This window comes from Pseudomonas sp. 65/3-MNA-CIBAN-0223 (assembly GCF_040310425.1).
GTDB lineage: Bacteria > Pseudomonadota > Gammaproteobacteria > Pseudomonadales > Pseudomonadaceae > Aquipseudomonas > Aquipseudomonas gregormendelii.
The window spans coordinates 1-21983 of record NZ_JBEOPV010000019.1; the positions used below are offsets into that span (position 1 = coordinate 1).

At 61.6% G+C, this 21983-nt stretch carries 19 protein-coding genes; 13 read left to right on the plus strand and 6 right to left on the minus strand.

Going from position 1 to position 21983, the window contains the following annotated elements; genetic code table 11:
• Positions 1-102: 102 nt before the first annotated feature.
• The 6 genes from AAEZ09_RS21110 to AAEZ09_RS21135 all read right to left on the minus strand — a co-directional run bounded on the left by AAEZ09_RS21110 (position 103) and on the right by AAEZ09_RS21135 (position 6853).
• Complete coding sequence (locus tag AAEZ09_RS21110; RefSeq protein ID WP_045060782.1) at positions 103-930, minus strand: ABC transporter permease; 828 nt, start codon at positions 928-930, stop codon at positions 103-105.
• Positions 920-1867 (minus strand): ABC transporter permease, encoded by a 948-nt coding sequence (locus AAEZ09_RS21115; RefSeq protein ID WP_350600674.1) that lies wholly within the window; start codon positions 1865-1867, stop codon positions 920-922. Before AAEZ09_RS21115 ends, AAEZ09_RS21110 begins: the two co-directional genes overlap by 11 nt.
• A 1-nt stretch (position 1868) precedes the next feature.
• Positions 1869-2906, minus strand: a complete 1038-nt coding sequence (locus AAEZ09_RS21120) for an ABC transporter ATP-binding protein (RefSeq protein WP_045060780.1) — start codon at positions 2904-2906, stop codon at positions 1869-1871.
• A 201-nt stretch (positions 2907-3107) separates the two neighbouring features.
• Positions 3108-4259 (minus strand): putative ABC transporter substrate-binding protein YdcS, encoded by a 1152-nt coding sequence (ydcS, locus tag AAEZ09_RS21125; protein WP_045060779.1) that lies wholly within the window; start codon positions 4257-4259, stop codon positions 3108-3110.
• An 89-nt stretch (positions 4260-4348) separates the two neighbouring features.
• A complete protein-coding gene (locus AAEZ09_RS21130) occupies positions 4349-5806 on the minus strand; it encodes a gamma-aminobutyraldehyde dehydrogenase (RefSeq protein WP_350600715.1) in 1458 nt (485 codons plus the stop codon).
• Between the two features lie 132 nt (positions 5807-5938).
• Complete coding sequence (locus AAEZ09_RS21135; protein WP_045060777.1) at positions 5939-6853, minus strand: LysR family transcriptional regulator; 915 nt, start codon at positions 6851-6853, stop codon at positions 5939-5941.
• A gap of 184 nt (positions 6854-7037) precedes the next feature.
• Between AAEZ09_RS21135 and AAEZ09_RS21140 the strand changes: the two genes are divergently transcribed.
• The 13 genes from AAEZ09_RS21140 (at position 7038) to AAEZ09_RS21200 (ending at position 21938) form a co-directional block, all read left to right on the plus strand.
• A complete protein-coding gene (locus tag AAEZ09_RS21140; RefSeq protein ID WP_045060776.1) occupies positions 7038-7760 on the plus strand; it encodes a tellurite resistance TerB family protein in 723 nt (240 codons plus the stop codon).
• A 143-nt stretch (positions 7761-7903) separates the two neighbouring features.
• Positions 7904-9526 (plus strand): methyl-accepting chemotaxis protein, encoded by a 1623-nt coding sequence (locus tag AAEZ09_RS21145; protein ID WP_045060775.1) that lies wholly within the window; start codon positions 7904-7906, stop codon positions 9524-9526.
• Positions 9526-10062: a chemotaxis protein CheW gene (locus AAEZ09_RS21150; RefSeq protein ID WP_350600676.1), complete on the plus strand. Its 537-nt coding sequence runs from the start codon at positions 9526-9528 to the stop codon at positions 10060-10062. The genes AAEZ09_RS21145 and AAEZ09_RS21150 overlap by 1 nt, the downstream gene beginning before the upstream one ends.
• Positions 10059-11330, plus strand: coding sequence for a CheR family methyltransferase (locus AAEZ09_RS21155; protein WP_350600677.1), 1272 nt, complete (start codon positions 10059-10061; stop codon positions 11328-11330). The genes AAEZ09_RS21150 and AAEZ09_RS21155 overlap by 4 nt, the downstream gene beginning before the upstream one ends.
• The gene (locus AAEZ09_RS21160; RefSeq protein WP_045060772.1) at positions 11327-12010 is read left to right on the plus strand and encodes a chemotaxis protein CheW; all 684 of its coding nucleotides are present in this window, start codon (positions 11327-11329) and stop codon (positions 12008-12010) included. Before AAEZ09_RS21155 ends, AAEZ09_RS21160 begins: the two co-directional genes overlap by 4 nt.
• Positions 12007-14304, plus strand: a complete 2298-nt coding sequence (locus tag AAEZ09_RS21165) for a hybrid sensor histidine kinase/response regulator (RefSeq protein WP_350600679.1) — start codon at positions 12007-12009, stop codon at positions 14302-14304. Before AAEZ09_RS21160 ends, AAEZ09_RS21165 begins: the two co-directional genes overlap by 4 nt.
• Positions 14301-15296, plus strand: a complete 996-nt coding sequence (locus AAEZ09_RS21170; protein ID WP_350600680.1) for a chemotaxis response regulator protein-glutamate methylesterase — start codon at positions 14301-14303, stop codon at positions 15294-15296. The genes AAEZ09_RS21165 and AAEZ09_RS21170 overlap by 4 nt, the downstream gene beginning before the upstream one ends.
• A gap of 48 nt (positions 15297-15344) precedes the next feature.
• Positions 15345-16346 carry a response regulator gene (locus AAEZ09_RS21175; RefSeq protein ID WP_122837661.1) on the plus strand — a complete coding sequence of 334 codons (1002 nt, stop codon included), beginning with the start codon at positions 15345-15347 and terminating at the stop codon, positions 16344-16346.
• A 138-nt stretch (positions 16347-16484) separates the two neighbouring features.
• Positions 16485-17580, plus strand: a protein-coding gene (prfB, locus tag AAEZ09_RS21180) for a peptide chain release factor 2 (protein ID WP_122837662.1) whose coding sequence is annotated in 2 segments (ribosomal slippage) — positions 16485-16556 and positions 16558-17580 — 1095 coding nt in all. Because the reading frame shifts where the segments join, the coding sequence is not laid out codon by codon here.
• Between the two features lie 125 nt (positions 17581-17705).
• Positions 17706-19208, plus strand: a complete 1503-nt coding sequence (lysS, locus tag AAEZ09_RS21185) for a lysine--tRNA ligase (RefSeq protein WP_045060768.1) — start codon at positions 17706-17708, stop codon at positions 19206-19208.
• Between the two features lie 99 nt (positions 19209-19307).
• Complete coding sequence (locus AAEZ09_RS21190; RefSeq protein ID WP_205893153.1) at positions 19308-20024, plus strand: TetR/AcrR family transcriptional regulator; 717 nt, start codon at positions 19308-19310, stop codon at positions 20022-20024.
• 46 nt (positions 20025-20070) lie between these two features.
• Complete coding sequence (locus tag AAEZ09_RS21195; protein ID WP_122837664.1) at positions 20071-20625, plus strand: hypothetical protein; 555 nt, start codon at positions 20071-20073, stop codon at positions 20623-20625.
• Between the two features lie 35 nt (positions 20626-20660).
• The gene (locus AAEZ09_RS21200) at positions 20661-21938 is read left to right on the plus strand and encodes a flavohemoglobin expression-modulating QEGLA motif protein (RefSeq protein WP_045060765.1); all 1278 of its coding nucleotides are present in this window, start codon (positions 20661-20663) and stop codon (positions 21936-21938) included.
• Positions 21939-21983: the final 45 nt, after the last annotated feature.

Here is a 21983-nt window from a genome sequence, read left to right on the forward strand (position 1 = left end):
TGGACGTCAACGATGACGAGGGCTGCCTGAATGCACGCGGCGCCCTCAGGTCCATCGCGAGCAAGCTCGCTCCTACAAGGGATTGTTGTGTCAGTCCTGGGATTATTTCCCGCCACTGCCCGCCACGCTTTCGCCGCCACGCGTCAGGTAATACGCGCCGAGGATCGGCAGCATGGTCACCATCATCACCAGCATCGCGACGACGTTGGTCACCGGCACGTCCCGTGGGCGGCTGAGCTGGTTGAGCAGCCACAGCGGCAAGGTGCGTTCGTGGCCAGCGGTAAAGGTGGTCACGATGATTTCGTCGAACGACAGGGCAAACGCGAGCATGCCGCCAGCCAGCAATGCCGAGCCCAGGTTCGGCAGGACGATGTAGCGGAAGGTTTGCCAGCCATCGGCGCCGAGGTCCATCGAGGCTTCGATCAGGCTGTGGGAGGTACGGCGCAAGCGGGCGATGACGTTGTTGTAGACGATCACCACGCAGAAGGTCGCGTGGCCGACGATGATGGTGAACATCCCCGGCTCGATCCCCAGCGTCTTGAACGTCGCCAGCAAGGCAATCCCGGTGATGATTCCCGGCAATGCGATCGGCAGGATCAGCATCAGCGAGATGCCTTGCTTGCCGAAGAAATCCCGCCGGTACAGCGCTGCGGATGCCAGGGTGCCGAGCACCATCGCAATCAACGTCGCAATTGAGGCAATCTGCAGTGACAGCTTGATCGCTTCCAGCACGTCAGGGCGCGAGAACGCCACGCCGATCCACCTCAGGGTGAAGCCCTTGGGCGGAAAACTGAACGCTGCTTCTTCGGTGTTGAAGGCGTAGAGGAAGATGATCAGGATCGGGAAGTGCAGGAAAACCAACCCGCCCCAGGCTGCGATTCTTAAGCCTAATGAAGCTTTCTCCCCCTGCTTGTCTGAATTAGAGTGCATCGAAGGCCCTCAGGCGTTTGACGATAGACAGGTAAATGGCGATCAGCACGATCGGTACCAGGGTGAAGGCGGCGGCCATCGGCATGTTGCCGATCGCCCCTTGCTGGGCGTACACCATGCTGCCGACGAAGTAACCAGGCGGCCCCACCAGCTGCGGCACGATGAAGTCGCCCAGGGTCAGGGAGAAGGTGAAGATTGAACCGGCGGCAATGCCCGGGATCGACAACGGCAGAATCACCTGCATGAACGTCTGGCGCGGCTTGGCCCCGAGGTCGGCGGAGGCTTGCAGCAGCGAAGGCGGCAGCCTTTCCAGGGACGCCTGGATCGGCAGGATCATGAACGGCAGCCAGATGTAGACGAACACCATGAAGCGGCCCAGGTGCGAGGTCGACAAGGTGCTGCCGCCGACGCCGGGAATACCCAGCACGAACTGCAGCACCGGCTCCAGTCCCAGGTGCTGGACGAACCATTGCGCCACCCCGCCCTTGGCTAGCAACAGCGTCCAGGCGTAGGCCTTGACGATGTAGCTGGCCCACATCGGCATCATCACCGCGATGTAGAAAAACGCCTTGGTCTTGCCCGTGGTATAGCGCGCCATGTAGTAGGCGATCGGGAAGGCCACGACGGCGCTGGCAATCGACACCACGATGGCCATGCCCAGGGTGCGCATGATGATGTCGAAGTTCGACGGCTGGAACAGCGCAGCGAAGTTCGCCAGGGTCAGGTCGGGGGTGACCGCCATGGTGAAGTCGTCGAAGGTGTAGAAGCCTTGCCACAGCAGGGTCAGCAACGAGCCGAGGTAAATCGCGCCGAACCAGATCAGCGGCGGCACCAGCAACATCGACAGATACAGGTTGGGTCGGCGGTACAGCAGGTTGGCAAACTTGCGCAACGGCGAGCCACCCGACGGGGTTTGGGAGATAGCCAAGGTGTTCATCTCACACCCCGCCGACTGCATGGTCTTGCAGCGGGATCATTGCTTCCCTGGCCCAGCGCGCGATGATTCGCTGGCCGGTCTGGTGTTGGGCGCTGGTGTCCAGCCATTGGTTGTTGGCCTGGCTGATATTCAGGGTCTGGCCGTTTTCCAGCTTCAGTTCGTAACGCGTGGCGCTGCCCTGATATTGAATGTCGTGGAGCAGGCCACTGACTTCGATTTCGTGGCTGGCCAGCGGCCCTTCGGCGAAACGCACGTGTTCCGGGCGAATGGAAAATGGTTGTGGATGGCCGCTCAACTGTTGCGCCAGATCGCCGCGAATCACGTTCGAGGTGCCGACAAACTCGGCAACGAAAGTGGTCGCCGGCTTCATGTACAGGTTGCGCGGGGTGTCGACCTGTTCGATGCGTCCTTTATTGAACACCGCAACACGGTCGGACATCGACAGGGCTTCGGTCTGGTCATGGGTGACGAAGATGAACGTAATGCCGAGTTGGCGTTGCAGCTTCTTCAGCTCGCTTTGCATTTGCTCGCGTAACTTCAGATCGAGGGCACCCAGGGGTTCGTCGAGCAGCAACACTCGAGGTCGATTGACCAAGGCGCGCGCCAGGGCCACGCGCTGGCGCTGGCCGCCAGACAGTTGCACCGGCTTGCGTTCGCCATAGCCGCCGAGGGCGACCATGTCGAGGGCTTCTTCAGCACGTTTGAGGCGCTCGGCCTTGCCCACGCCCTTGACCTTGAGGCCGTAGGCGACGTTGTCTCGCACATTCATGTGGGGGAACAGCGCGTAGTCCTGAAATACGGTGTTGACGTCACGTTGATACGGCGGCAGCCCGGCGGCTTCTTCGCCATGAATACGAATGGAGCCTGCGCTCGGTTGTTCGAAACCGGCGATCAGGCGCAGACAGGTGGTTTTGCCCGAGCCGGAAGGGCCCAGCATGGAGAAGAACTCGCCGTCCTGGATGTCGATGGAAACCCGGTCTACGGCTTTCACTTCGCCGAATAGACGGGAAACGTTGGTGAACTGGACTGCAAGCGTCATGGTGCGGTGCTCCGAAAAGGCGCGCTTTCTATAAAAATTGAATCGGTGGTGTTATCGAAAAAACCGTCCGAACGCGGCTCGCGCCTGCGGCAGCTCCTACGGGACTTGCAGAAGACGCCATATTTGTAGTGCCTGCGGTCGGCGTGGGAGCTGCCGCAGGCTCGGGCCGCGTTCGGACGATCTATTGATCGTGAGAGAGTGTTATCTGCCGCCCATGATCGCGATGTAATCCTGGGTCCAGCGGCTGTACGGCACGAACTTGCCGCCTTCAGCCTGCGGGGTTTTCCAGAAAGCGATCTTCTCGAACTGGTCGAAACCGTTGGTCTTGCAACCTTCGGCGCCCAGCAGCTCGCTGCCCTGGCAAGCGGCAGGTACGGCTGGCAACGAACCGAACCAGGCGGCTACATCGCCCTGGACCTTCGGTTGCAGCGACCAGTCCATCCATTTGTAGGCGCAGTTGGGGTGCTTGGCTTCGGCGTGCAACATGGTGGTGTCGGCCCATCCCGTGGCGCCTTCTTGCGGGATGGTGGAGGCGATAGGCTGTTTTTCGTTCATCAAGCCGTTGACCTGATAGGGCCAGGCGCTGGACGCGACCACGCCTTCGTTCTTGAAGTCACTCATCTGCACGGTGGTGTCGTGCCAGTAGCGGTGGATCAATGGCTGCTGGGCGCGGAGCAGATCGAGCACTGCCTTGTACTGGGTTTCGGTGAGTTCGTAGGGGCTCTGGATGCCGAGTTCCGGCTTGGCGGTTTTCAGGTACAGCGCCGCATCGGCGATGTAGATCGGACCGTCATAGGCCTGCACGCGACCCTTGTTGGGCTTGCCGTCCGGCAGGTTTTGCGCGTCGAACACCACGTTCCAGCTGGTAGGCGCGGTCTTGAATACGTTGGTGTTGTACATCAATACGTTCGGGCCCCACTGATACGGGGTGCCGTAGGTCTGCTTGTTGACCACGTACCACGGCGCATCCTTGAGGCGCGGGTCGAGGCTTTTCCAGTTCGGGATCAGGTCGGTGTTGATTGGCTGCACGCGCTTGCCCACGATCAGGCGCAGCGACGCATCACCCGACGCCGTCACCAGGTCGTAACCGCCCTTGGCCATCAGGCTGACCATTTCATCGGAGGTTGCGGCGGTTTTCACGTTGACCTTGCAGCCGGTTTCCTTCTCGAAACCGGTCACCCAGTCATAAGCCTTGTCGCTTTCGCCCCGTTCGATGTAGCCGGGCCAGGCCACGATGTCCAGCTGGCCTTCGCCGGCACCCACGGCTTTCAGCGGTTCGGCGGCCTGGATGGAGGCACTGGCCAGCAACGCGGTGGTGATTGCACTGAGCAGTGCGGTCTTGTGCACGAACATGGGGTTTCCCTCTTCTTTAATTATGGTCGGGGCAGTTTTAACGGGGTCAAGCCAATGCCTTTACGGCTAATTGTTAGCGTAGTGCGCTTTTATAAATGCTGTCCGTGGCGGGCCATGATGTGCCGTACCACGCTGTAGTCCTGAAGCGAATCGCTGGACAGGTCCTTGCCGTAGCCCGAACGCTTCAGGCCGCCATGGGGCATTTCGCTGACCAGCATGAAATGACTGTTGATCCAGGTGCAGCCGTATTGCAGGCGTGCGGCGACCTGCATGGCCTTGTCGAGATTTTGCGTCCACACCGAAGAGGCGAGGCCGTATTCCGAGTCGTTGGCCCAATCCACCGCTTGTTCCAGCTCCTCGAAGCGGGTCACGGTCACGACCGGGCCGAATACCTCGCGCTGGACGATTTCATCGCTCTGTTTGCAGCCGGCCAGCAGGGTTGGCTGGTAATAGAAGCCGGCACCGGAATGCACGGCCGCGCCGGTGACGCGTTCGATATGCGGTTGGCCGAGGGCTCGTTCGACAAAACTGGCCACGCGATCACGCTGGCGGGTGCTGATCAGCGGCCCAATCTCGTTATCGGCATCGCGCTTGCCGGCGAAGCGCAGGCTGCTGACGGCGGCGCCGAGTTCGGCCACCAGGCGGTCGTGAATGCCGGCCTGTGCATAGATGCGGCAAGCTGCGGTGCAATCCTGCCCGGCGTTGTAGTAGCCATAGGTGCGCACACCTTCGACCACGGCCTGGATATCGGCGTCGTTGCAGACGATCACCGGTGCCTTGCCGCCGAGTTCCAGGTGTGTGCGTTTCAGGGTTTTCGAAGCGGCCTGGAGTATTTTCTGCCCGGTGACAATATCGCCGGTCAGCGACACCATGCGCACTTTGGGGTGGCTGACCAGGTGACTGCCAACGCCTTCGCCCCCACCGCATACGATGTTGATCACGCCGCGCGGCAGGATCTCGGCCAGGGCAGGGGCCAGGGCCAGGATCGACAGCGGCGTGTGTTCGGAAGGCTTGAATACCAGGGTGTTGCCGGCGGCTAGGGCAGGGGCGATTTTCCACGCGGCCATCATGATCGGGTAGTTCCAGGGCGCAATCGACGCCACGACGCCGATCGGATCGCGTCGCACCATGCTGGTGTAGCCCGGCAGGTATTCGCCGCTGAGTTGGCCGGTCTGGCAACGCACGGCGCCAGCGAAGAAGCGGAACACATCAACCGTCGCGCTGAGGTCATCCTGGCGGGCCAGGTGCAGTGGCTTGCCGCAGTTCAGCGATTCCAGGCGGGCCAGCAGGTCGGCGTTTTTTTCGATGGCGTTGGCGATATCAAGGAGCAGCACCGAGCGCTGTTGCGGGGTGGTACGCGACCAGGTGCCAAAGGCGCGATGGGCCGCAAGGATGGCGGCTTCGACCTGCTCGGTGCTGGCTTCGGCAATGTGGGTCAGCACTCCGCCGGTAGCCGGGTTGAGAATCGGCTCGACAAAGCCTTCGCCCGCGACCAGTTCGCCGTCGATCAATAACGCGGTGAAGATCGGAGTCTGCGCGCCAGCCATTTTTCGGGTTCTCTTTTCTTGTGTGGCCATGGTGCTCCCAGCGACTGGGGCCCGGCCGTCTTATATAGATGTAACAAGACTAGTCTGAGGCCCCGAGGTCGACAAATACTAAATACTGAAGGTGGCGTTCGATTAAATAGATGGCTTGCGCCCGCCGTGGGGTTGTTCGCGGGCGACAGTCAGAAACGGGTCGACCAATGGAGGGCGGGCCGTACCGCGCCGCCAGGCCAGGCCGACGTCCAGGGTCTGGCTGAGATCGGCGATGGGGCGGGCTTCAATGATGTCGCCCTCCAGCGACCATGGGCGATAAGTCATGTCCGGCTGGATCGAAACCCCCAATCCGGCGGCGACCAGGCTACGCACCGCCTCGGTCGAGGCGGTTTTCAGGGTGATCCGCGGTTGCAGGCCGGCGCTGCACCACAGGCGCTGGGCGTTACGGTCCATTTCGTCAACGTTGAGCTGGATCAGCGGCTCGCGTGCGACGTCGGCCAGGTTGATGCTGTCGTGTTCCAGCAGTGGATGCTGGGCCGGTAACCAAAGGCGGTGGGGCGAATGGGTCAGGACCTCGGTCTGCAAGGCGTGGCGATCCTCCAGGTTGGAGAGAATCAAAACGCCGACATCAATCTCGCCGCTGACCAGCAGATGCTCGATATAGGGCCGTTCGTCTTCCATCACGCGCAGTTCCACGTTGGGGTAGGCGCGCTGGAAGCGAGTGAGCAAATCAGCCAGGTAGTAGCCGGCGACGAGGCTGGTCACGCCAATGATCAACTGCCCGGCGACCTGGTCGGTGCTCTGTTGCAGGCTGCGCTTGGCGTTGTCCACGGTTGCCAGGATCAGGTGCGCCTGGCGCAGGAACTGGTGCCCCTGATGGGTCAGCGTCATGCCCTTGGCATGGCGGTTGAATAGGCCGACGCCAATCTCCTGCTCCAATTGCTGGATGGCCAGGGTCAGCGTTGACTGGGAAATGAACGCAGTTTGCGCGGCGGCCGAGATCGAGCCGGTTTCGGCCACTGCAATGAAATGACGGATCTGACGCAAGGTCATCATGAAGAATTACCCGGTGGGCGTTATTTTTAGATGAGCTGGAGTGTATATCTTTTTTTCTGATGGTCAGCAGGACGCTTTGTGTAAGCACGCAACATTCCGAAGCACTCTCTCTGGCGGTCTTCGGGCACTTTCGCTCTAGGCTGATGGCCTTATTTGTCCATAGACCGAATGTTTGGAGGCACACATGATTACCCGTGGCTTACTCGATCAATTGCTCAAGTCCGGGCAGGACCTGCTGCAAAACAAGGCCGGAGGTTCCCACAACAAGTCATCCAGCGGCGGGCTGGGCGGTTTGCTCGGTGGTTCCGGCAAGTCGTCCGGCCTCGGCGGGCTGCTGTCCGGCGCCGGTGGTGGCGCTCTGGCAGCGGGCGCCATGGGTCTGTTGATGGGTAACAAGAAGGTGCGCAAGGTTGGCGGCAAGGTCGCCATCTACGGCGGCCTCGCGGCGCTCGGTGTTATTGCCTACAAGGCTTATGGCAACTGGCAGGCCCAGCAGGGCACGGCACCGAAGCAGGAACCGCAAACCGTGGACCGGGTGCCGCCCGCCCAGGTTGAGGAACACAGCCAGGCGATCCTCAAGGCGCTGGTGGCGGCGGCCAAGGCGGATGGTCATGTCGATGAGCGCGAACGTGAGCTGATCGAAGGCGAATTCACCAAGCTCGACAACGATCAGGAATTGCAGCACTGGTTGCACGCCGAGCTCAACAAGCCGCTGGACCCTGCAGACGTTGCCCGCGCCGCCAGAACCCCGGAGATGGCGGCCGAGATGTACATCGCCAGCGTGATGCTCGTGGATGAGGAAAGCTATATGGAGAAATCCTACCTGGAAGAACTGGCTCGCCAGCTCAAACTCGAACCGGGTTTGAAGGTTGAACTGGAAAAGCAGGTGCGCCAGGCTGTCGTGTAGGGTCTGGCTCGCTGGCGTGGTCATTTGCAGCCACGCCGCCTTCCTCATTCATCGGGATGAGAATTGGTCTGCATCTGTCTTATAAATGAAACAGCGCCCTCAGCTATACTCGGCAGCATTTGATATGGCTCCGAGGACTGACTGTGAAGAACTGGACGTTGCGCCAACGCATTTTGGCGAGCTTTGCGGTAATCATCGCCATCATGCTGCTGATGGTCATTGTCTCCTATTCCCGTCTGCTCAAGATCGAGGAAAGTGAGGCCAGCGTTCGTGAAGATGCGTTGCCGGGGGTGTATTACAGCTCGATGATTCGCGGCGCCTGGTCCGACAGTTACCTGCATATCCAGCACATGCTCGGACTCAAGGAGGGGCAGGGTGTCAGTGCTGCGGACGAGGCCGAGTTCAATGCCTTCGAGGCCCGTTTGCTGGAGCAGATGAGCAACTACCAGGGCACTTTCACCACGGATGAGGACAAGATCGAGTACGCCACCTTCGAAAAACTGCACCAGGACTACAAGAAAACCCTTGCCGCAGTGCTCGACTTGCACAAGCGCAATCAGGAAGTCGAGGCGATCCGTCTGTTCGACGAGCAATTGACCCCGGCCTGGAAAGCCGGGCGGGTCAAGCTCAATGACATCATTCGCCAGAACAAGGCAGTGGCCGACCAGGACATCATCGCCATCGATAACGCGGTACTCACGGCCAAGATCATCATGGGCATCTCGCTGCTGATCGCAGTACTGGCCGCCGGCCTGTGCGGCCTGCTGTTGATGCGCGCCATCATGGCGCCGATGAACCGCATTGTGAACATCCTCGAAATCATGCGTACCGGTGACCTCAGCGGCCGTCTCAACCTGGATCGCAAGGATGAGTTTGGCGCCGTCGAAACCGGCTTCAACGACATGATGACTGAACTCACTGCGCTGGTGTCGCAAGCCCAGCGCTCGTCGGTACAGGTGACGACTTCGGTGACCGAGATCGCCGCCACGTCCAGGCAGCAGCAGGCCACGGCCACCGAAACGGCGGCCACCACCACCGAGATCGGCGCGACTTCCCGGGAAATCGCCGCGACCTCGCGGGACCTGGTGCGCACCATGACTGAAGTCTCCTCCGCCGCCGACCAGGCCTCGGTGGCGGCGGGTTCTGGCCAGCAAGGCCTGGCGCGCATGGAAGACACCATGCATTCGGTGATGGGGGCTGCCGACCTGGTCAACGCCAAGCTGGCGATCCTCAATGAGAAAGCCGGCAACATCAATCAGGTGGTGGTGACCATCGTCAAGGTGGCCGACCAGACCAACCTGCTGTCGCTCAACGCCGCCATCGAAGCGGAGAAAGCCGGGGAATACGGCCGCGGGTTTGCCGTGGTTGCCACCGAAGTCCGGCGCCTGGCGGACCAGACTGCCGTGGCCACTTACGACATCGAGCAAATGGTGCGCGAGATCCAGTCGGCGGTGTCGGCGGGTGTCATGGGCATGGACAAATTCTCCGAGGAAGTGCGCCGCGGCATGTCCGAGGTCCAGCAGGTAGGCGAACAGCTGTCGCAGATCATCCATCAGGTCCAGGCGCTGGCGCCGCGGGTGCTGATGGTCAACGAAGGCATGCAGGCTCAGGCCACCGGCGCGGAACAGATCAACCATGCGCTGGTACAGCTGGGTGATGCCAGCAGCCAGACAGTCGAGTCTCTGCGCCAGGCCAGTTTCGCCATTGACGAACTTAGCCAGGTGGCTGTGGGCTTGCGTGGCGGCGTGTCGCGATTCAAAGTCTGATGAGCGAACTCGCAGGCAGACGCGCCGCCGTGGCGCCGGCAAAGCAGTCCTTGTTTCTGGTGTTTCGCATCGGCGACGAGCGCTATGCCTTACAAGCGATCGACGTGGCGGAAGTACTGCCGCGCGTGCCGCTAAAGCCAATTGCCAAGGCGCCGGCCTGGGTGGCCGGAGTGTTTGCCTATCGTGGCGCGGTCGTGCCGGTGATCGATCTCAGCGCGCTGACCTTCGGCCGACCGGCACAGCTACGTACCAGCACGCGGCTGGTGCTGGTGCACTACCGTGCTGATGAGACCGCGCCGGCGCAACTGCTCGGGCTGATCCTCGAGCAGGCCACCGACACCCTGCGCTGCCATCCTTCGCAGTTCCAGCCATATGGCCTGGACAATCGCCAGGCGCCGTACCTCGGGCCGGTGCGCGAAGATGCCCAGGGTTTGCTGCAATGGGTACGGATCGCCGACCTGCTGGACGACTCGGTGCGCGCGCTGCTGTTTCCGGCCCAGCCTCTGGACCCGGCGCTGCATGAGGAGCGGTCATGAGCAGCGATCAGCGGTTTTTCGACTTCCTCAAGGAACGCATCGGCCTCGACGTTACATCGGTGGGGCCAGCCATCATCGAGCGCGCCGTGCGCCAACGCAGCACCGCCAATCATGCGCTGACCGCCGACGACTACTGGCACCGCCTGCAGGGCTCGCGGGACGAGCAGCAGGCGCTGATCGAAGCCGTGATCGTGCCCGAGACCTGGTTCTTCCGTTACCCGGAATCCTTCGCCACCCTGGCGAAGCTGGCGGCCACGCGCCTGGCGCAAATCAACAACCTGCGCGCCCTGCGGATTCTCAGCCTGCCTTGCTCAACTGGCGAGGAGCCGTACTCGATTGCCATGGCGCTGCTCGACGCCGGCCTCAAGCCGCATCAGTTCAAGGTCGAGGGCATGGATGTCAGCCCACTGTCGTTGGAAAAAGCCCGGCGCGCGGTGTATGGCAACAATTCGTTTCGCGGCCAGGACATCGAATTTCGCGAGCGCTATTTCACCGCTGAAGACGAGGGCTATCGCCTCGACGAGCGAGTCCTGGACCAGGTGCGGCTGCAGGTCGGCAATCTGCTCGATCCGACCCTGCTGGCCAACGAGCCCGCCTACGATTTCGTGTTCTGCCGCAACCTGCTGATCTATTTCGACCTGCCGACCCAGCAGCAGGTCTTTGAAGTGCTCAAGCGCCTGACCCACGTCGACGGCGTGCTGTTCATTGGCCCCGCCGAAGGCAGTCTGCTGGGACGTTTTGGCATGCGCTCGATCGGCATCCCGCAGTCCTTTGCGTTCAGTCGCCAGGCGGCACCCGAGCCAGTTGCGGCTTTCCTGCCAACCGTCCTGCCAACCCCGCAGGCCCAGCGCCAGCCGGTGAGCTACGTGGCGCCAGCGCGTCCCCGACCCTTTGCAACCGTGGCTCCCGCGCCGCGGGCGGTAAAAACACCGCCGTCGGACGCCGCCGCTTTGTTGGTGAACATCGCCGCGCTGGCCAACGAGGGCAAGAGCGCCGAGGCCCGCGCTGCATGCGAGAGCTACCTGCGCAGCCACGAACCGGTGGCGCAGGTGTTCTACTGGCTGGGTTTGCTCAGTGACATTGCCGGCAGCGCCCTCGAAGCCCAGGGTTTCTATCGCAAGGCGTTGTACCTTGAACCGCAACATCCCGACGCGTTGATGCACCTGGCGGTCTTGCTGCAATCCCAGGGCGATACGGCGGGTGCCAGACGATTGCAGGACCGCGCCGCGCGCAGCGAGCGCGCCGCTGACAGTGAGCGTAAACGATGAACGCCTCCGACACCTTGAGCTTCACTCATGCAGATGCCCAGGCCATCGACGACTGCTGGAACCGCATCGGGGTCCACGGTGACAGGTCCTGCCCGCTGCTGAGCGAGCATATACATTGCCGCAATTGTGCGGTGTATTCCGCTGCCGCTACGCGCTTGCTCGACCGCTACGCGCTGCAGCAGGAAGATCGCGGACAGGTTTCCAGTAGCGTCGAGAGCGACGTCAAAACACGTTCGCTGCTGATGTTTCGCCTCGGCGAAGAATGGCTGGGGCTGGCCACTCGCACGCTGGTGGAGGTGGCTCCGATGCAGGCGATTCACTCATTGCCGCATCAGCGTTCCCGGGCTTTGCTGGGCGTGGCGAATGTACGCGGCGCGCTGGTGGCGTGCCTGTCGCTGGTGGAGTTGCTCGGGCTCGACACTGCCGCTGTTGCGGTCCCCGGCGCGCGCACCATGCCGCGCATGTTGATCATCGCCGCGCACGGTGGGCCGGTGGTGGTGCCGGTGGACGAAGTGGACGGCATCCATGCCATCGACGAACGGGTCCTGGAAGCGGCGTCCCGTTCCGGCACCCAGGCCAGCAGCAAATACACCCATGGTGTCTTGCAGTTCAAGGGTCGCAGCCTGCGTTGGCTGGATGAAGAACAATTGCTGTCTGCGGTGACCCGGAGCCTGACATGACCCCCGAACAGATGCGCGATGCCTCGCTGCTGGAACTGTTCAGCCTGGAGGCCGAAGCCCAGACCCAGGTACTGAGCACCGGCCTGCTGGCACTTGAACGCGACCCGACCCAGGCTGATCACCTGGAGTCGTGCATGCGCGCCGCCCACTCGCTCAAGGGCGCGGCGCGGATCGTCGGCGTCGATGCCGGGGTCAGCGTGGCGCACGTGATGGAAGACTGCCTGGTCAGCGCCCAGGAAGGCCGCCTGTACTTGCGTCCCGAGCACATCGACGCCTTGCTGCAAGGCACTGACCTGTTGATGCGCATCGCCACGCCCGATAACGCACCGGGCATTGCGGACATCCAAGCTTACGTCGCGCTGATGGGGCTGTTGCTCGATCCCATGGCGCTCGCGTCCCCGATCAGCACGCCCATTGCGCCGTTCATGGCCGAGCCGGAACCCGAAGCGCTGGCGCCGGTGATCGAGGTCCCGGTTCCGGTGATCGAGCCACTGCCTGTTGCTCCCGCCGAACCCCCGGTGAAAAACCGCCGCACCACCGATACCGGCGAGCGGGTCCTGCGGGTCACGGCGGAACGCTTGAACAGCCTGCTCGACCTGTCGAGCAAGTCCCTGGTGGAAACCCTGCGCCTGAAGCCGCACCTGGCCACCATGCAGCGCCTCAAGCGCGTGCAGGGCAACGGCTTGCGCGCCCTGGAAAACCTCAATGCGCTTCTCAAGGATCAGGGCTTGAGCCTGGAAGCCCAGGAAGCCCTCGACGATGCTCGTCGGCTCCTGGCCGAATCCCAGCAACTGCTGGTGGAGAAAAACGCCGAACTGGACGAGTTTGCCTGGCAGGCCAGCCAGCGCGCCCAGGTGTTGTACGACACCGCGCTGGCCTGTCGCATGCGCCCGTTCGCCGATGTACTGGCCGGACAGGCGCGGATGGTCCGCGACCTTGGTCGCAGCCTGGGCAAACAGGTGCGTCTGGAGATCGAAGGGGAGAAGACCCAGGTCGACCGTGATGTGCTGGAAAAGCTCGAAGCGCCGCTGACGCACCTGTTGCGCAACGCTGTCGACCATGGCATCGAAACCCCCGAGCAGCGCGTGCTGGCGGGTAAGCCCGCTGAAGGTTTGATCCGCCTGCGCGCCTCGCACCAGGCCGGCCTGCTGGTGCTGGAGCTCGGCGATGACGGTAACGGCGTGGATCTGGAGAAAGTCCGGCGCAGCATCATCGAGCGCCATCTGTCCCCGGCCGAGACCGCCGCGCAGTTGAGCGAAGAGGAGCTGCTGACGTTCCTGTTCCTGCCGGGCTTCAGCCTGCGCGACAAGGTTACCGAAGTCTCCGGTCGCGGTGTCGGCCTGGACGCGGTGCAGCACATGGTCCGCCAGTTACACGGCGCGGTGGTGCTGGAGCAGACGGCGGGCGAGGGCAGTCATTTCCATCTTGAAGTGCCGCTGACGTTGTCCGTGGTGCGTAGCCTGGTGGTGGAAGTCGGTGACGAGGCGTATGCCTTTCCGCTGGCGCACATCGAGCGCATGTGCGACCTCGAGCCCGCGGACATCGTACAGGTCGAGGGTCGCCAGCACTTCTGGTACGAAGGCCGGCACGTCGGCCTGGTGGCGGCCAGCCAACTGTTGCAGCGCCCCGCCAGCCAGGGCGGCCAGGAGACGCTAAAGGTCGTGGTGATCCGTGAGCGCGAGGCCATTTATGGGGTGGCCGTGGAGCGGTTCATCGGCGAGCGGACGCTGGTAGTCTTGCCGCTGGATGAACGCCTGGGAAAAGTGCAGGATATTTCCGCCGGAGCCCTGCTCGATGACGGTTCGGTAGTACTGATCGTCGACGTCGAAGACATGCTTCGATCCGTGGACAAACTGCTCAATACCGGGCGCCTGGAGCGGATCGCGCGCCAGGGTAATCAGGTCGTGGAGGCCGCTCGCAAGCGTATCCTGGTGGTCGACGACTCCCTGACCGTGCGCGAATTGCAGCGCAAGTTGTTGCTCAATCGTGGTTACGATGTCGCCGTCGCGGTCGATGGCATGGATGGCTGGAATGCCCTGCGCTCGGAGGATTTCGATCTGCTGATTACTGACATTGACATGCCGCGCATGGACGGCATCGAGCTGGTGTCTTTGTTGCGGCGCGACAACCGCCTGCAATCGCTGCCGGTGATGGTGGTTTCCTACAAGGATCGCGAAGAGGATCGCCGTCGTGGACTGGACGCTGGCGCCGACTATTATCTAGCCAAAGCCAGTTTTCATGACGATGCCCTGCTTGATGCAGTGGTTGAGCTCATCGGAGGAGCACGGGCATGAAAATCGCAATCGTCAACGACATGCCCATGGCGGTAGAGGCCCTGCGCCGCGCCGTGGCCTTCGATCCGACGCACCAGGTGATCTGGGTCGCCAGCAATGGCGCCGAGGCAGTGCAGCGCTGTGCCGAGCAGACGCCGGACCTGATCATGCCGGTCATGGATGGCGTCGAGGCCACTCGCCGGATCATGGCCGAGACTCCCTGCGCCATCGTGATCGTCACCGTCGACCGCCAGCAGAATGTGCATCGGGTGTTCGAGGCCATGGGACACGGCGCGCTTGACGTCGTCGACACCCCGGCGCTCGGGGCCGGCAACGCCCAGGAGGCCGCTGCGCCGTTGCTGCGCAAGATCATCAACATCGGCTGGCTGATTGGCGACAAGGGCAACCGCGAGCGCCCGGCCCCCAATACGTTACGCACCTCCGGCTCGCGCCAGCGGCTGATCGCCATAGGTTCTTCCGCTGGCGGGCCTGCGGCGCTGGAAGTGCTGCTCAAGGGCCTGCCGCGGGATTTTTCGGCGGCCATCGTGCTGGTCCAGCATGTCGACCAGGTGTTCGCCGCCGGCATGGCCGAGTGGCTCAGCAGTGCCAGCGGCCTCAATGTGCGCCTGGCCCAGGAGGGCGAGCCACCGCAAAGCGGCACGGTGCTGTTGGCCGGCACCAACCATCATATTCGCTTGTTGAAGAACGGCACCCTGGCGTATACCGCCGAACCGGTCAACGAGATCTATCGGCCCTCGATCGATGTGTTTTTCGAAAGCGTGGCCAGTCACTGGAATGGCGATGCGGTCGGGGTTTTGCTTACAGGCATGGGGCGCGATGGCGCACAGGGGCTTAAACTCATGCGTCAGCAGGGCTACCTGACGATCGCGCAGGACCAGCAAAGCAGTGCGGTGTACGGCATGCCCAAGGCGGCTGCAGCCATCGACGCGGCGGTAGAAATTCGTTCGCTGGAAAAGATAGCGCCCCGATTGCTGGAGATTTTCACAAAATGAAGACCTTCATCCGCATTCCGGGCCCAGGTAGTACTCAGGTGATCGCACATGAATGATTTACAGCTCGACGACTTCAAGACCGATGAAAACGCCGCCATGGTGTTGCTGGTGGATGATCAGGCGATGATCGGAGAGGCCGTGCGACGCGGCTTGTCGCACGAAGAAAACATCGACTTCCACTTTTGTGCCGACCCGCACCAGGCCATTGCCCAGGCGATGCGCATCAAACCGACCGTCATCCTGCAGGACCTGGTGATGCCCGGCCTCGATGGCCTGAGCCTGGTGCGTGAGTACCGAAATCACCCGGCGACCAAGGACATTCCGATCATCGTCCTGTCGACCAAGGAAGACCCGTTGATCAAGAGCGCGGCGTTTGCCGCCGGCGCCAATGATTATCTGGTCAAGCTGCCGGACAATATCGAGCTGGTGGCGCGCATTCGTTACCACTCGCGGTCCTACATGACCCTGCTGCAGCGGGACGCGGCTTATCGGGCATTGCGCGTGAGCCAGCAGCAGTTGCTCGACACCAATCTGGTGCTGCAACGCCTGATGAACTCCGATGGCCTGACGGGGCTTTCCAACCGCCGGCATTTCGATGAGTACCTGGAGCTGGAATGGAGAAGGTCGGTGCGTGACCAGACCCAGTTGTCGTTGCTGATGATCGACGTCGACTACTTCAAGTCCTACAACGACAACTTCGGCCACCTCGAAGGCGACGAGGCCCTGCGCAAGGTCGCCCTGGCGATCCGCGATGCAAGCTCCCGGCCGTCCGACCTGCCGGCCCGCTACGGTGGCGAGGAGTTCGCCCTGGTGCTGCCCAACACCTCCCCCGGCGGTGCCCGGCTGGTCGCGGAAAAACTGCGCCAGACCGTTGCGGCGCTGAAAATCCCGCACATCGCACCGGCCGAAGGCTCCAGCCTGACCATCAGCATCGGCTTGTCGACCATCACGCCGGAGCACGGCAGCGACTGCCGGCAACTGATCCTGGCGGCGGACAAGGGGCTGTACCAGGCCAAGCACAATGGGCGCAATCAGGTGGGTATCTCGTAATGTGGGACCAAGCCCCGCTCCTACTGGGACAAGCAGGGCAAATCATTCACCCCTAAAGCCGCCAGGCGGGCTGCCGTGACAGCCTGATTACGGTATACTCGCCGGCTTTCAAAAGTTCGCCAACGAGTGCTGCCCGCCATGGAAATCAACCCGATCCTTAACAGCATCAAGGACCTGTCCGAGCGCTCCGAAACTATTCGGGGGTATCTTTGACTACGATCAAAAGCATGAGCGTCTGACCGAAGTCAATCGCGAGCTTGAAGATCCGAGTGTCTGGAACAACCCTGCCTACGCCCAGGAACTGGGGCGCGAGCGCTCCCTGCTGGCGCAGATCGTAGAAACCCTCGACGAGATGCACTCGGGCCTGGCTGATGCCAAGGACCTGTTGCTGATGTCCGCCGAGGAAGAAGACCAGGCCGCCGTCGATGACGTTGCCGCCGAAGTCGAGCGCCTGCGCGAGTCCCTGGAAAAACTCGAATTCCGCCGCATGTTCAGCGGTGAGATGGATGCCAACAACGCCTACCTGGACATCCAGGCCGGCTCGGGTGGTACCGAGGCCCAGGACTGGGCCAACATCCTGCTGCGCATGTACCTGCGTTGGGCTGACAAACGCGGTTTCGACGCGACCATCATGGAGCTGTCCGCCGGTGAAGTCGCCGGGATCAAGGGCGCAACCGTGCATATCAAGGGCGAATACGCCTTTGGCTGGCTGCGTACTGAAATCGGCGTGCATCGCCTGGTGCGCAAGAGTCCTTTCGACTCCGGCAACCGTCGCCACACCTCGTTCTCGGCCGTTTTCGTTTCGCCGGAAATCGATGACAACATCGAAATCGACATCAACCCGTCGGACCTGCGCATCGATACCTACCGCTCCTCCGGTGCCGGTGGTCAGCACGTAAACACCACCGACTCGGCCGTACGTATTACCCACGTACCGTCCAACACCGTGGTCAGCTGCCAGAACGAGCGTTCCCAGCACGCGAACAAAGACACCGCGATGAAAATGCTGCGGGCGCGCTTATACGAGCAGGAAGTGCAGAAACGCAACGCTGCCTCGCAAGCCCTGGAAGACACCAAGTCGGACATCGGCTGGGGTCACCAGATTCGCTCCTACGTTCTGGATGCGTCGCGAATCAAGGATTTGCGCACTAACATCGAGCGCAGCGACTGCGACAAGGTGCTCGACGGCGACATCGACGAATACCTGGTAGCGAGCCTGAAACAAGGCCTGTAACACGTGCAATACGGGATCGCCTGAAAAAACGCGGCTCCTCCGGGAGCGGCGGTGCGGCGATCCGACTTGCCCGCGATCCCCAGCCGCAGGCTGTGGACAATGAACCTGATGGAATACTTAAAGACATGAGCGACCTAGAACTCGACCCGCAAGCCCTGCAACAGGAAGAAAACTCCCTGATCGCCCTGCGCAAGGAAAAGCTGGCTGCCGAGCGCGCCAAGGGCAATGCCTTCCCGAATGACTTCCGCCGCGACAACTACTGCGAAGACTTGCAGAAACAGTACGCGGACAAGACCAAGGAAGAGCTCGCAGAGGCTGCAATTCCGGTCAAGGTTGCCGGTCGCATCATGCTCAACCGTGGCTCGTTCATGGTGATCCAGGACATGTCCGGGCGCATCCAGGTCTACGTCAACCGCAAAACCTTGTCTGAAGACACCCTGGCCGCGGTCAAGACCTGGGATCTGGGCGACATCATTGCCGCCGAAGGCACCCTGGCGCGTTCCGGCAAGGGCGACCTGTACGTCGAAATGACCAACGTGCGCCTGCTGACCAAGTCCCTGCGCCCGCTGCCGGACAAGCACCACGGCCTGACCGACACCGAGTCGCGCTACCGTCAGCGCTACGTTGACCTGATCGTCAACGAAGACGTGCGCCAGACGTTCCGCATTCGCTCGCAAGTCATCGCCCACATCCGCAGCTTCCTGATGAAGCGCGACTTCCTCGAAGTCGAAACGCCGATGCTGCAGACCATCCCGGGCGGCGCGGCGGCCAAACCGTTCGAAACCCACCACAACGCCCTCGACATGGACATGTACCTGCGCATTGCGCCGGAACTGTACCTCAAGCGGCTGGTGGTTGGCGGTTTCGAGAAGGTCTTCGAGATCAACCGCAACTTCCGTAACGAAGGCGTCTCGACCCGTCACAACCCTGAATTCACCATGTTGGAGTTCTACCAGGCGTACGCCGACTACGAAGACAACATGGACCTGACCGAAGAACTGTTCCGCGAACTGGCACAGCTGGTCCTGGGCAGTACCGACGTGCCTTATGGCGACAAGGTGTTCCACTTCGGCGAGCCGTTCGCGCGCCTGTCCGTGTTCGACTCGATCCTCAAGTACAACCCTGAGCTGACTGCAGACGACCTGAACGACATCGACAAGGCCCGTGCCATCGCCAAGAAAGCCGGCGCCAAGGTGTTGGGCTTCGAAGGCCTGGGCAAACTGCAGGTGATGATTTTCGAAGAGCTGGTCGAGCACAAGCTGGAGCAGCCGCACTTCATTACCCAATACCCGTTCGAAGTGTCGCCGCTGGCCCGTCGCAACGACGACAACCCGAACGTCACTGACCGTTTTGAGCTGTTCATCGGTGGCCGTGAAATCGCCAACGCCTACTCCGAGTTGAACGATGCGGAAGACCAGGCCGAGCGTTTCATGGCGCAGGTGGCCGACAAGGACGCCGGCGACGACGAAGCCATGCACTACGACGCCGACTTCGTTCGTGCGCTGGAGTACGGCATGCCGCCAACGGCGGGTGAAGGTATCGGCATCGACCGCCTGGTGATGCTGCTGACCAACTCCCCGTCCATCCGCGACGTGATCCTGTTCCCGCACATGCGGCCGCAAGCGTAAGTGTTTTAATCAAAAAGCCGCCTACCAGGGCGGCTTTTTATTGCCTGTCTGGTACAAACGTATCAATTTATTGCTTTCATCTGAGAGGAAAGACCTGTCGTGAATCGTGCAATGGCTCAAGAAGGTGCAGCGGGTATCGCCACTGCGGTTGCTGAAAGCGTTCAGTACCAGGGTCGCAAGGCCAGCCGACAGGGCAGCGAACAGCGTCGACAGGACATTCTCGATGCAGCGATGCGCATTGTGGTGCGTGATGGCGTGCGGGCCGTACGTCATCGCGCAGTGGCTGCCGAAGCGGCCGTGCCATTGTCGGCGACGACCTACTATTTCAAGGACATCGATGACCTGCTCACCGATACCTTCGCCCAGTACGTGGAACGCAGCGCGGCTTTCATGGGCAAGCTGTGGGTGAACAACGAGGGGCTGCTGCGCGAGATGGTGGTCAGTGGCGACGGCAGCCCGGAGTCGCGCTCGCAACTGGCCGACGATATTGCGCGCCTGATGGCAGACTATGTGCATCGCCAACTGGTCAATCGTCGCGAGCACCTGATGGCCGAACAGGCGTTCCGCCAAGAGGCACTGCTGAACCCGCGGCTGGCGGAACTGGTGCGCTCGCATCAGCAGATTCTGCTGCAGGGCAGCTGTCAGCTGTTTCAGGTATTGGGGTCCCGCGAGCCACAACAGGACGCCAAGGTGTTGACGGCGATTATCGGACGGATGGAATATCAGGGCCTGCTGAACGATGCCGAGCCTGACGCAGAGGCTGAAATGCTCGGTATCCTCAACCGTTACATGCACCTGGTGTTGGCGTCGGTGTAACGCGCGCCCCCGGGGCTCGGTGGTGTGATTTCATAGGGAGTATTGAATGAAAACCTGGCGTGTCGTTGTGATCGCCTTGTCGTTTCTGTTGCTCAGTGGCTGCCTGGTGTCCTTCAAGGAGCCTTTGCCCCAGAGTGATCCCGCGCCCAAGGGGCTGTTGGGCAAATGGACCAGCACCAATGCCTGGGGCGAACCCATGAACCTGGAGCTGACGCGCATCGGCAACAATCGTTACCAGGCGGTCAGCTACTTCAAGGCCAGGCCCAAGGCGCGCGAGGCCTATCCGTTTACAGTGTCCCGCCATGGCGATCGCTGGTACCTGTCGGCGAAGGTGCCGGCACAATTTGGTGGCCACTTCCTCATCGCCGGCTTTGAACTCAACGAGGAGCGCGAACTGGTGGTCTACAACCTCGACCTGGATCAGATAAACCAGGCCATGGGGCAGAAAACCCTCAACGGCCAGGGCTTCCAGACGGATGATGGTGATGGCGTACTGATCAACAACAGCATGCCCGAGGTGTTTGCCTACCTCGACAACCCGGCCAACTCCGACGTGTTTGTCGAAGCCGTGCGCTACCAGCGCTTGGCCAACGCTAAATAAACCCAGCACTAACGGTTTTACTACAGGAGTTTCGGGTGGACGATTACCAGCAGACGATACGCATTTTGTCCGATCGAATTGTGCTGGCGCAGACACCGATTCGCGTCCTCGACGCGGTGAAGTGGGACGAGGGCATCCGCAAGGGTTTCCTCAAGGCCAAGGGCAAGGAGATGCCGGCGGTAGACCGTGATTACTACCTCAATCGGCCGCTGTCTTTCGACTCCAGCAAAGTGAAACTGGAATTCCAGAACATCGAACGCGACATCACCCGGCAACTGGGCCAGTTCAACCCGGTCGGCCAGATCATGCGGCGCATGTGCAAGGAATACCGCATGGTGGTGCGCATGCTGGAAGCCCGCGGTACCGAGGACTTCGGGTTAATTTCCCAGGAGCTCTATGGCGCTGCCTCCGATGCGTTTCACGCCGGCGACCCGACCTTGTCTGACCTTGGCTTGATGCTGTCGGACTACCTGAACAACATCGACGGTCGTGGCGATCTCAAGGACGAGCCTAAAATCCTAACCGCCAAGGACGCTGTGAACCTGCTGCAAACCCGCCTGAGCAAAGTGTTCGGCGAGGCCGAGGAAACCATCAGGGTGTTCGAGTCCGATGGCATTGTCGCGGACGCGGCGGCCGGCGCGGATTACATTAAGATCCGCACCGATGCGATGTTCAACGAGCGCGACGTGCGCGCGCTGGAAGTCCATGAAGGGCTGGTGCATGTCGGCACCACCCTCAATGGCCTGAACCAGCCGATCTGCACCTTCCTCTCCAAGGGCCCGCCGTCATCGACCGTGACCCAGGAAGGCCTGGCGATTCTGATGGAGATCATCACCTTCGCCTCCTACCCGAGTCGCCTGCGCAAACTGACCAACCGCACTCGTGCCATCCACATGGTGGAGGAGGGTGCCGACTTCCTGCAGGTATTCGAGTTTTTCCGCGAGCAAGGCTTCGAAATGGCCGAAAGCTACGGCAACGCCAGCCGGGTCTTCCGCGGCTCGGTGCCGACCGGCCTGCCATTCACCAAAGACTTGTCCTATCTCAAGGGCTTTATCATGGTTTACAACTACATTCAGTTGGCCGTGCGTAAAGGCAAGCTTGAGCAGGTGCCGCTGCTGTTCTGCGGCAAGACCACCCTGGAAGACATGCGCACGTTGCGTCAGCTGGTGGATGAAGGGCTGGTGGTGCCGCCCAAATATCTGCCGGAGCAGTTCCGTGACATGAACGCGTTGTCTGCCTGGATGTGCTTCTCCAACTTCCTCAATCACTTGAGCCTGGACCGGATTGAAGCGGATTATTCCAACATTCTCTGAGAACACCACCCGCTCCTGTGGGAGCAAGGCTTGCCCGCGATGACC

Excerpts from the sequence above, each read along its gene's own strand:
- AAEZ09_RS21110 (WP_045060782.1), bottom strand. The coding sequence starts at position 930 with ATGCACTCTAATTCAGACAAGCAGGGGGAGAAAGCTTCATTAGGCTTA.
- AAEZ09_RS21115 (WP_350600674.1), bottom strand. The coding sequence starts at position 1,867 with ATGAACACCTTGGCTATCTCCCAAACCCCGTCGGGTGGCTCGCCGTTG.
- AAEZ09_RS21120 (WP_045060780.1), bottom strand. The coding sequence starts at position 2,906 with ATGACGCTTGCAGTCCAGTTCACCAACGTTTCCCGTCTATTCGGCGAA.
- ydcS (WP_045060779.1), bottom strand. The coding sequence starts at position 4,259 with ATGTTCGTGCACAAGACCGCACTGCTCAGTGCAATCACCACCGCGTTG.
- AAEZ09_RS21130 (WP_350600715.1), bottom strand. The coding sequence starts at position 5,806 with ATGGCTGGCGCGCAGACTCCGATCTTCACCGCGTTATTGATCGACGGC.
- AAEZ09_RS21135 (WP_045060777.1), bottom strand. The coding sequence starts at position 6,853 with ATGATGACCTTGCGTCAGATCCGTCATTTCATTGCAGTGGCCGAAACC.
- AAEZ09_RS21140 (WP_045060776.1), top strand. The coding sequence starts at position 7,038 with ATGATTACCCGTGGCTTACTCGATCAATTGCTCAAGTCCGGGCAGGAC.
- AAEZ09_RS21150 (WP_350600676.1), top strand. The coding sequence starts at position 9,526 with ATGAGCGAACTCGCAGGCAGACGCGCCGCCGTGGCGCCGGCAAAGCAG.
- AAEZ09_RS21155 (WP_350600677.1), top strand. The coding sequence starts at position 10,059 with ATGAGCAGCGATCAGCGGTTTTTCGACTTCCTCAAGGAACGCATCGGC.
- AAEZ09_RS21160 (WP_045060772.1), top strand. The coding sequence starts at position 11,327 with ATGAACGCCTCCGACACCTTGAGCTTCACTCATGCAGATGCCCAGGCC.
- AAEZ09_RS21165 (WP_350600679.1), top strand. The coding sequence starts at position 12,007 with ATGACCCCCGAACAGATGCGCGATGCCTCGCTGCTGGAACTGTTCAGC.
- AAEZ09_RS21170 (WP_350600680.1), top strand. The coding sequence starts at position 14,301 with ATGAAAATCGCAATCGTCAACGACATGCCCATGGCGGTAGAGGCCCTG.
- AAEZ09_RS21175 (WP_122837661.1), top strand. The coding sequence starts at position 15,345 with ATGAATGATTTACAGCTCGACGACTTCAAGACCGATGAAAACGCCGCC.
- lysS (WP_045060768.1), top strand. The coding sequence starts at position 17,706 with ATGAGCGACCTAGAACTCGACCCGCAAGCCCTGCAACAGGAAGAAAAC.
- AAEZ09_RS21195 (WP_122837664.1), top strand. The coding sequence starts at position 20,071 with ATGAAAACCTGGCGTGTCGTTGTGATCGCCTTGTCGTTTCTGTTGCTC.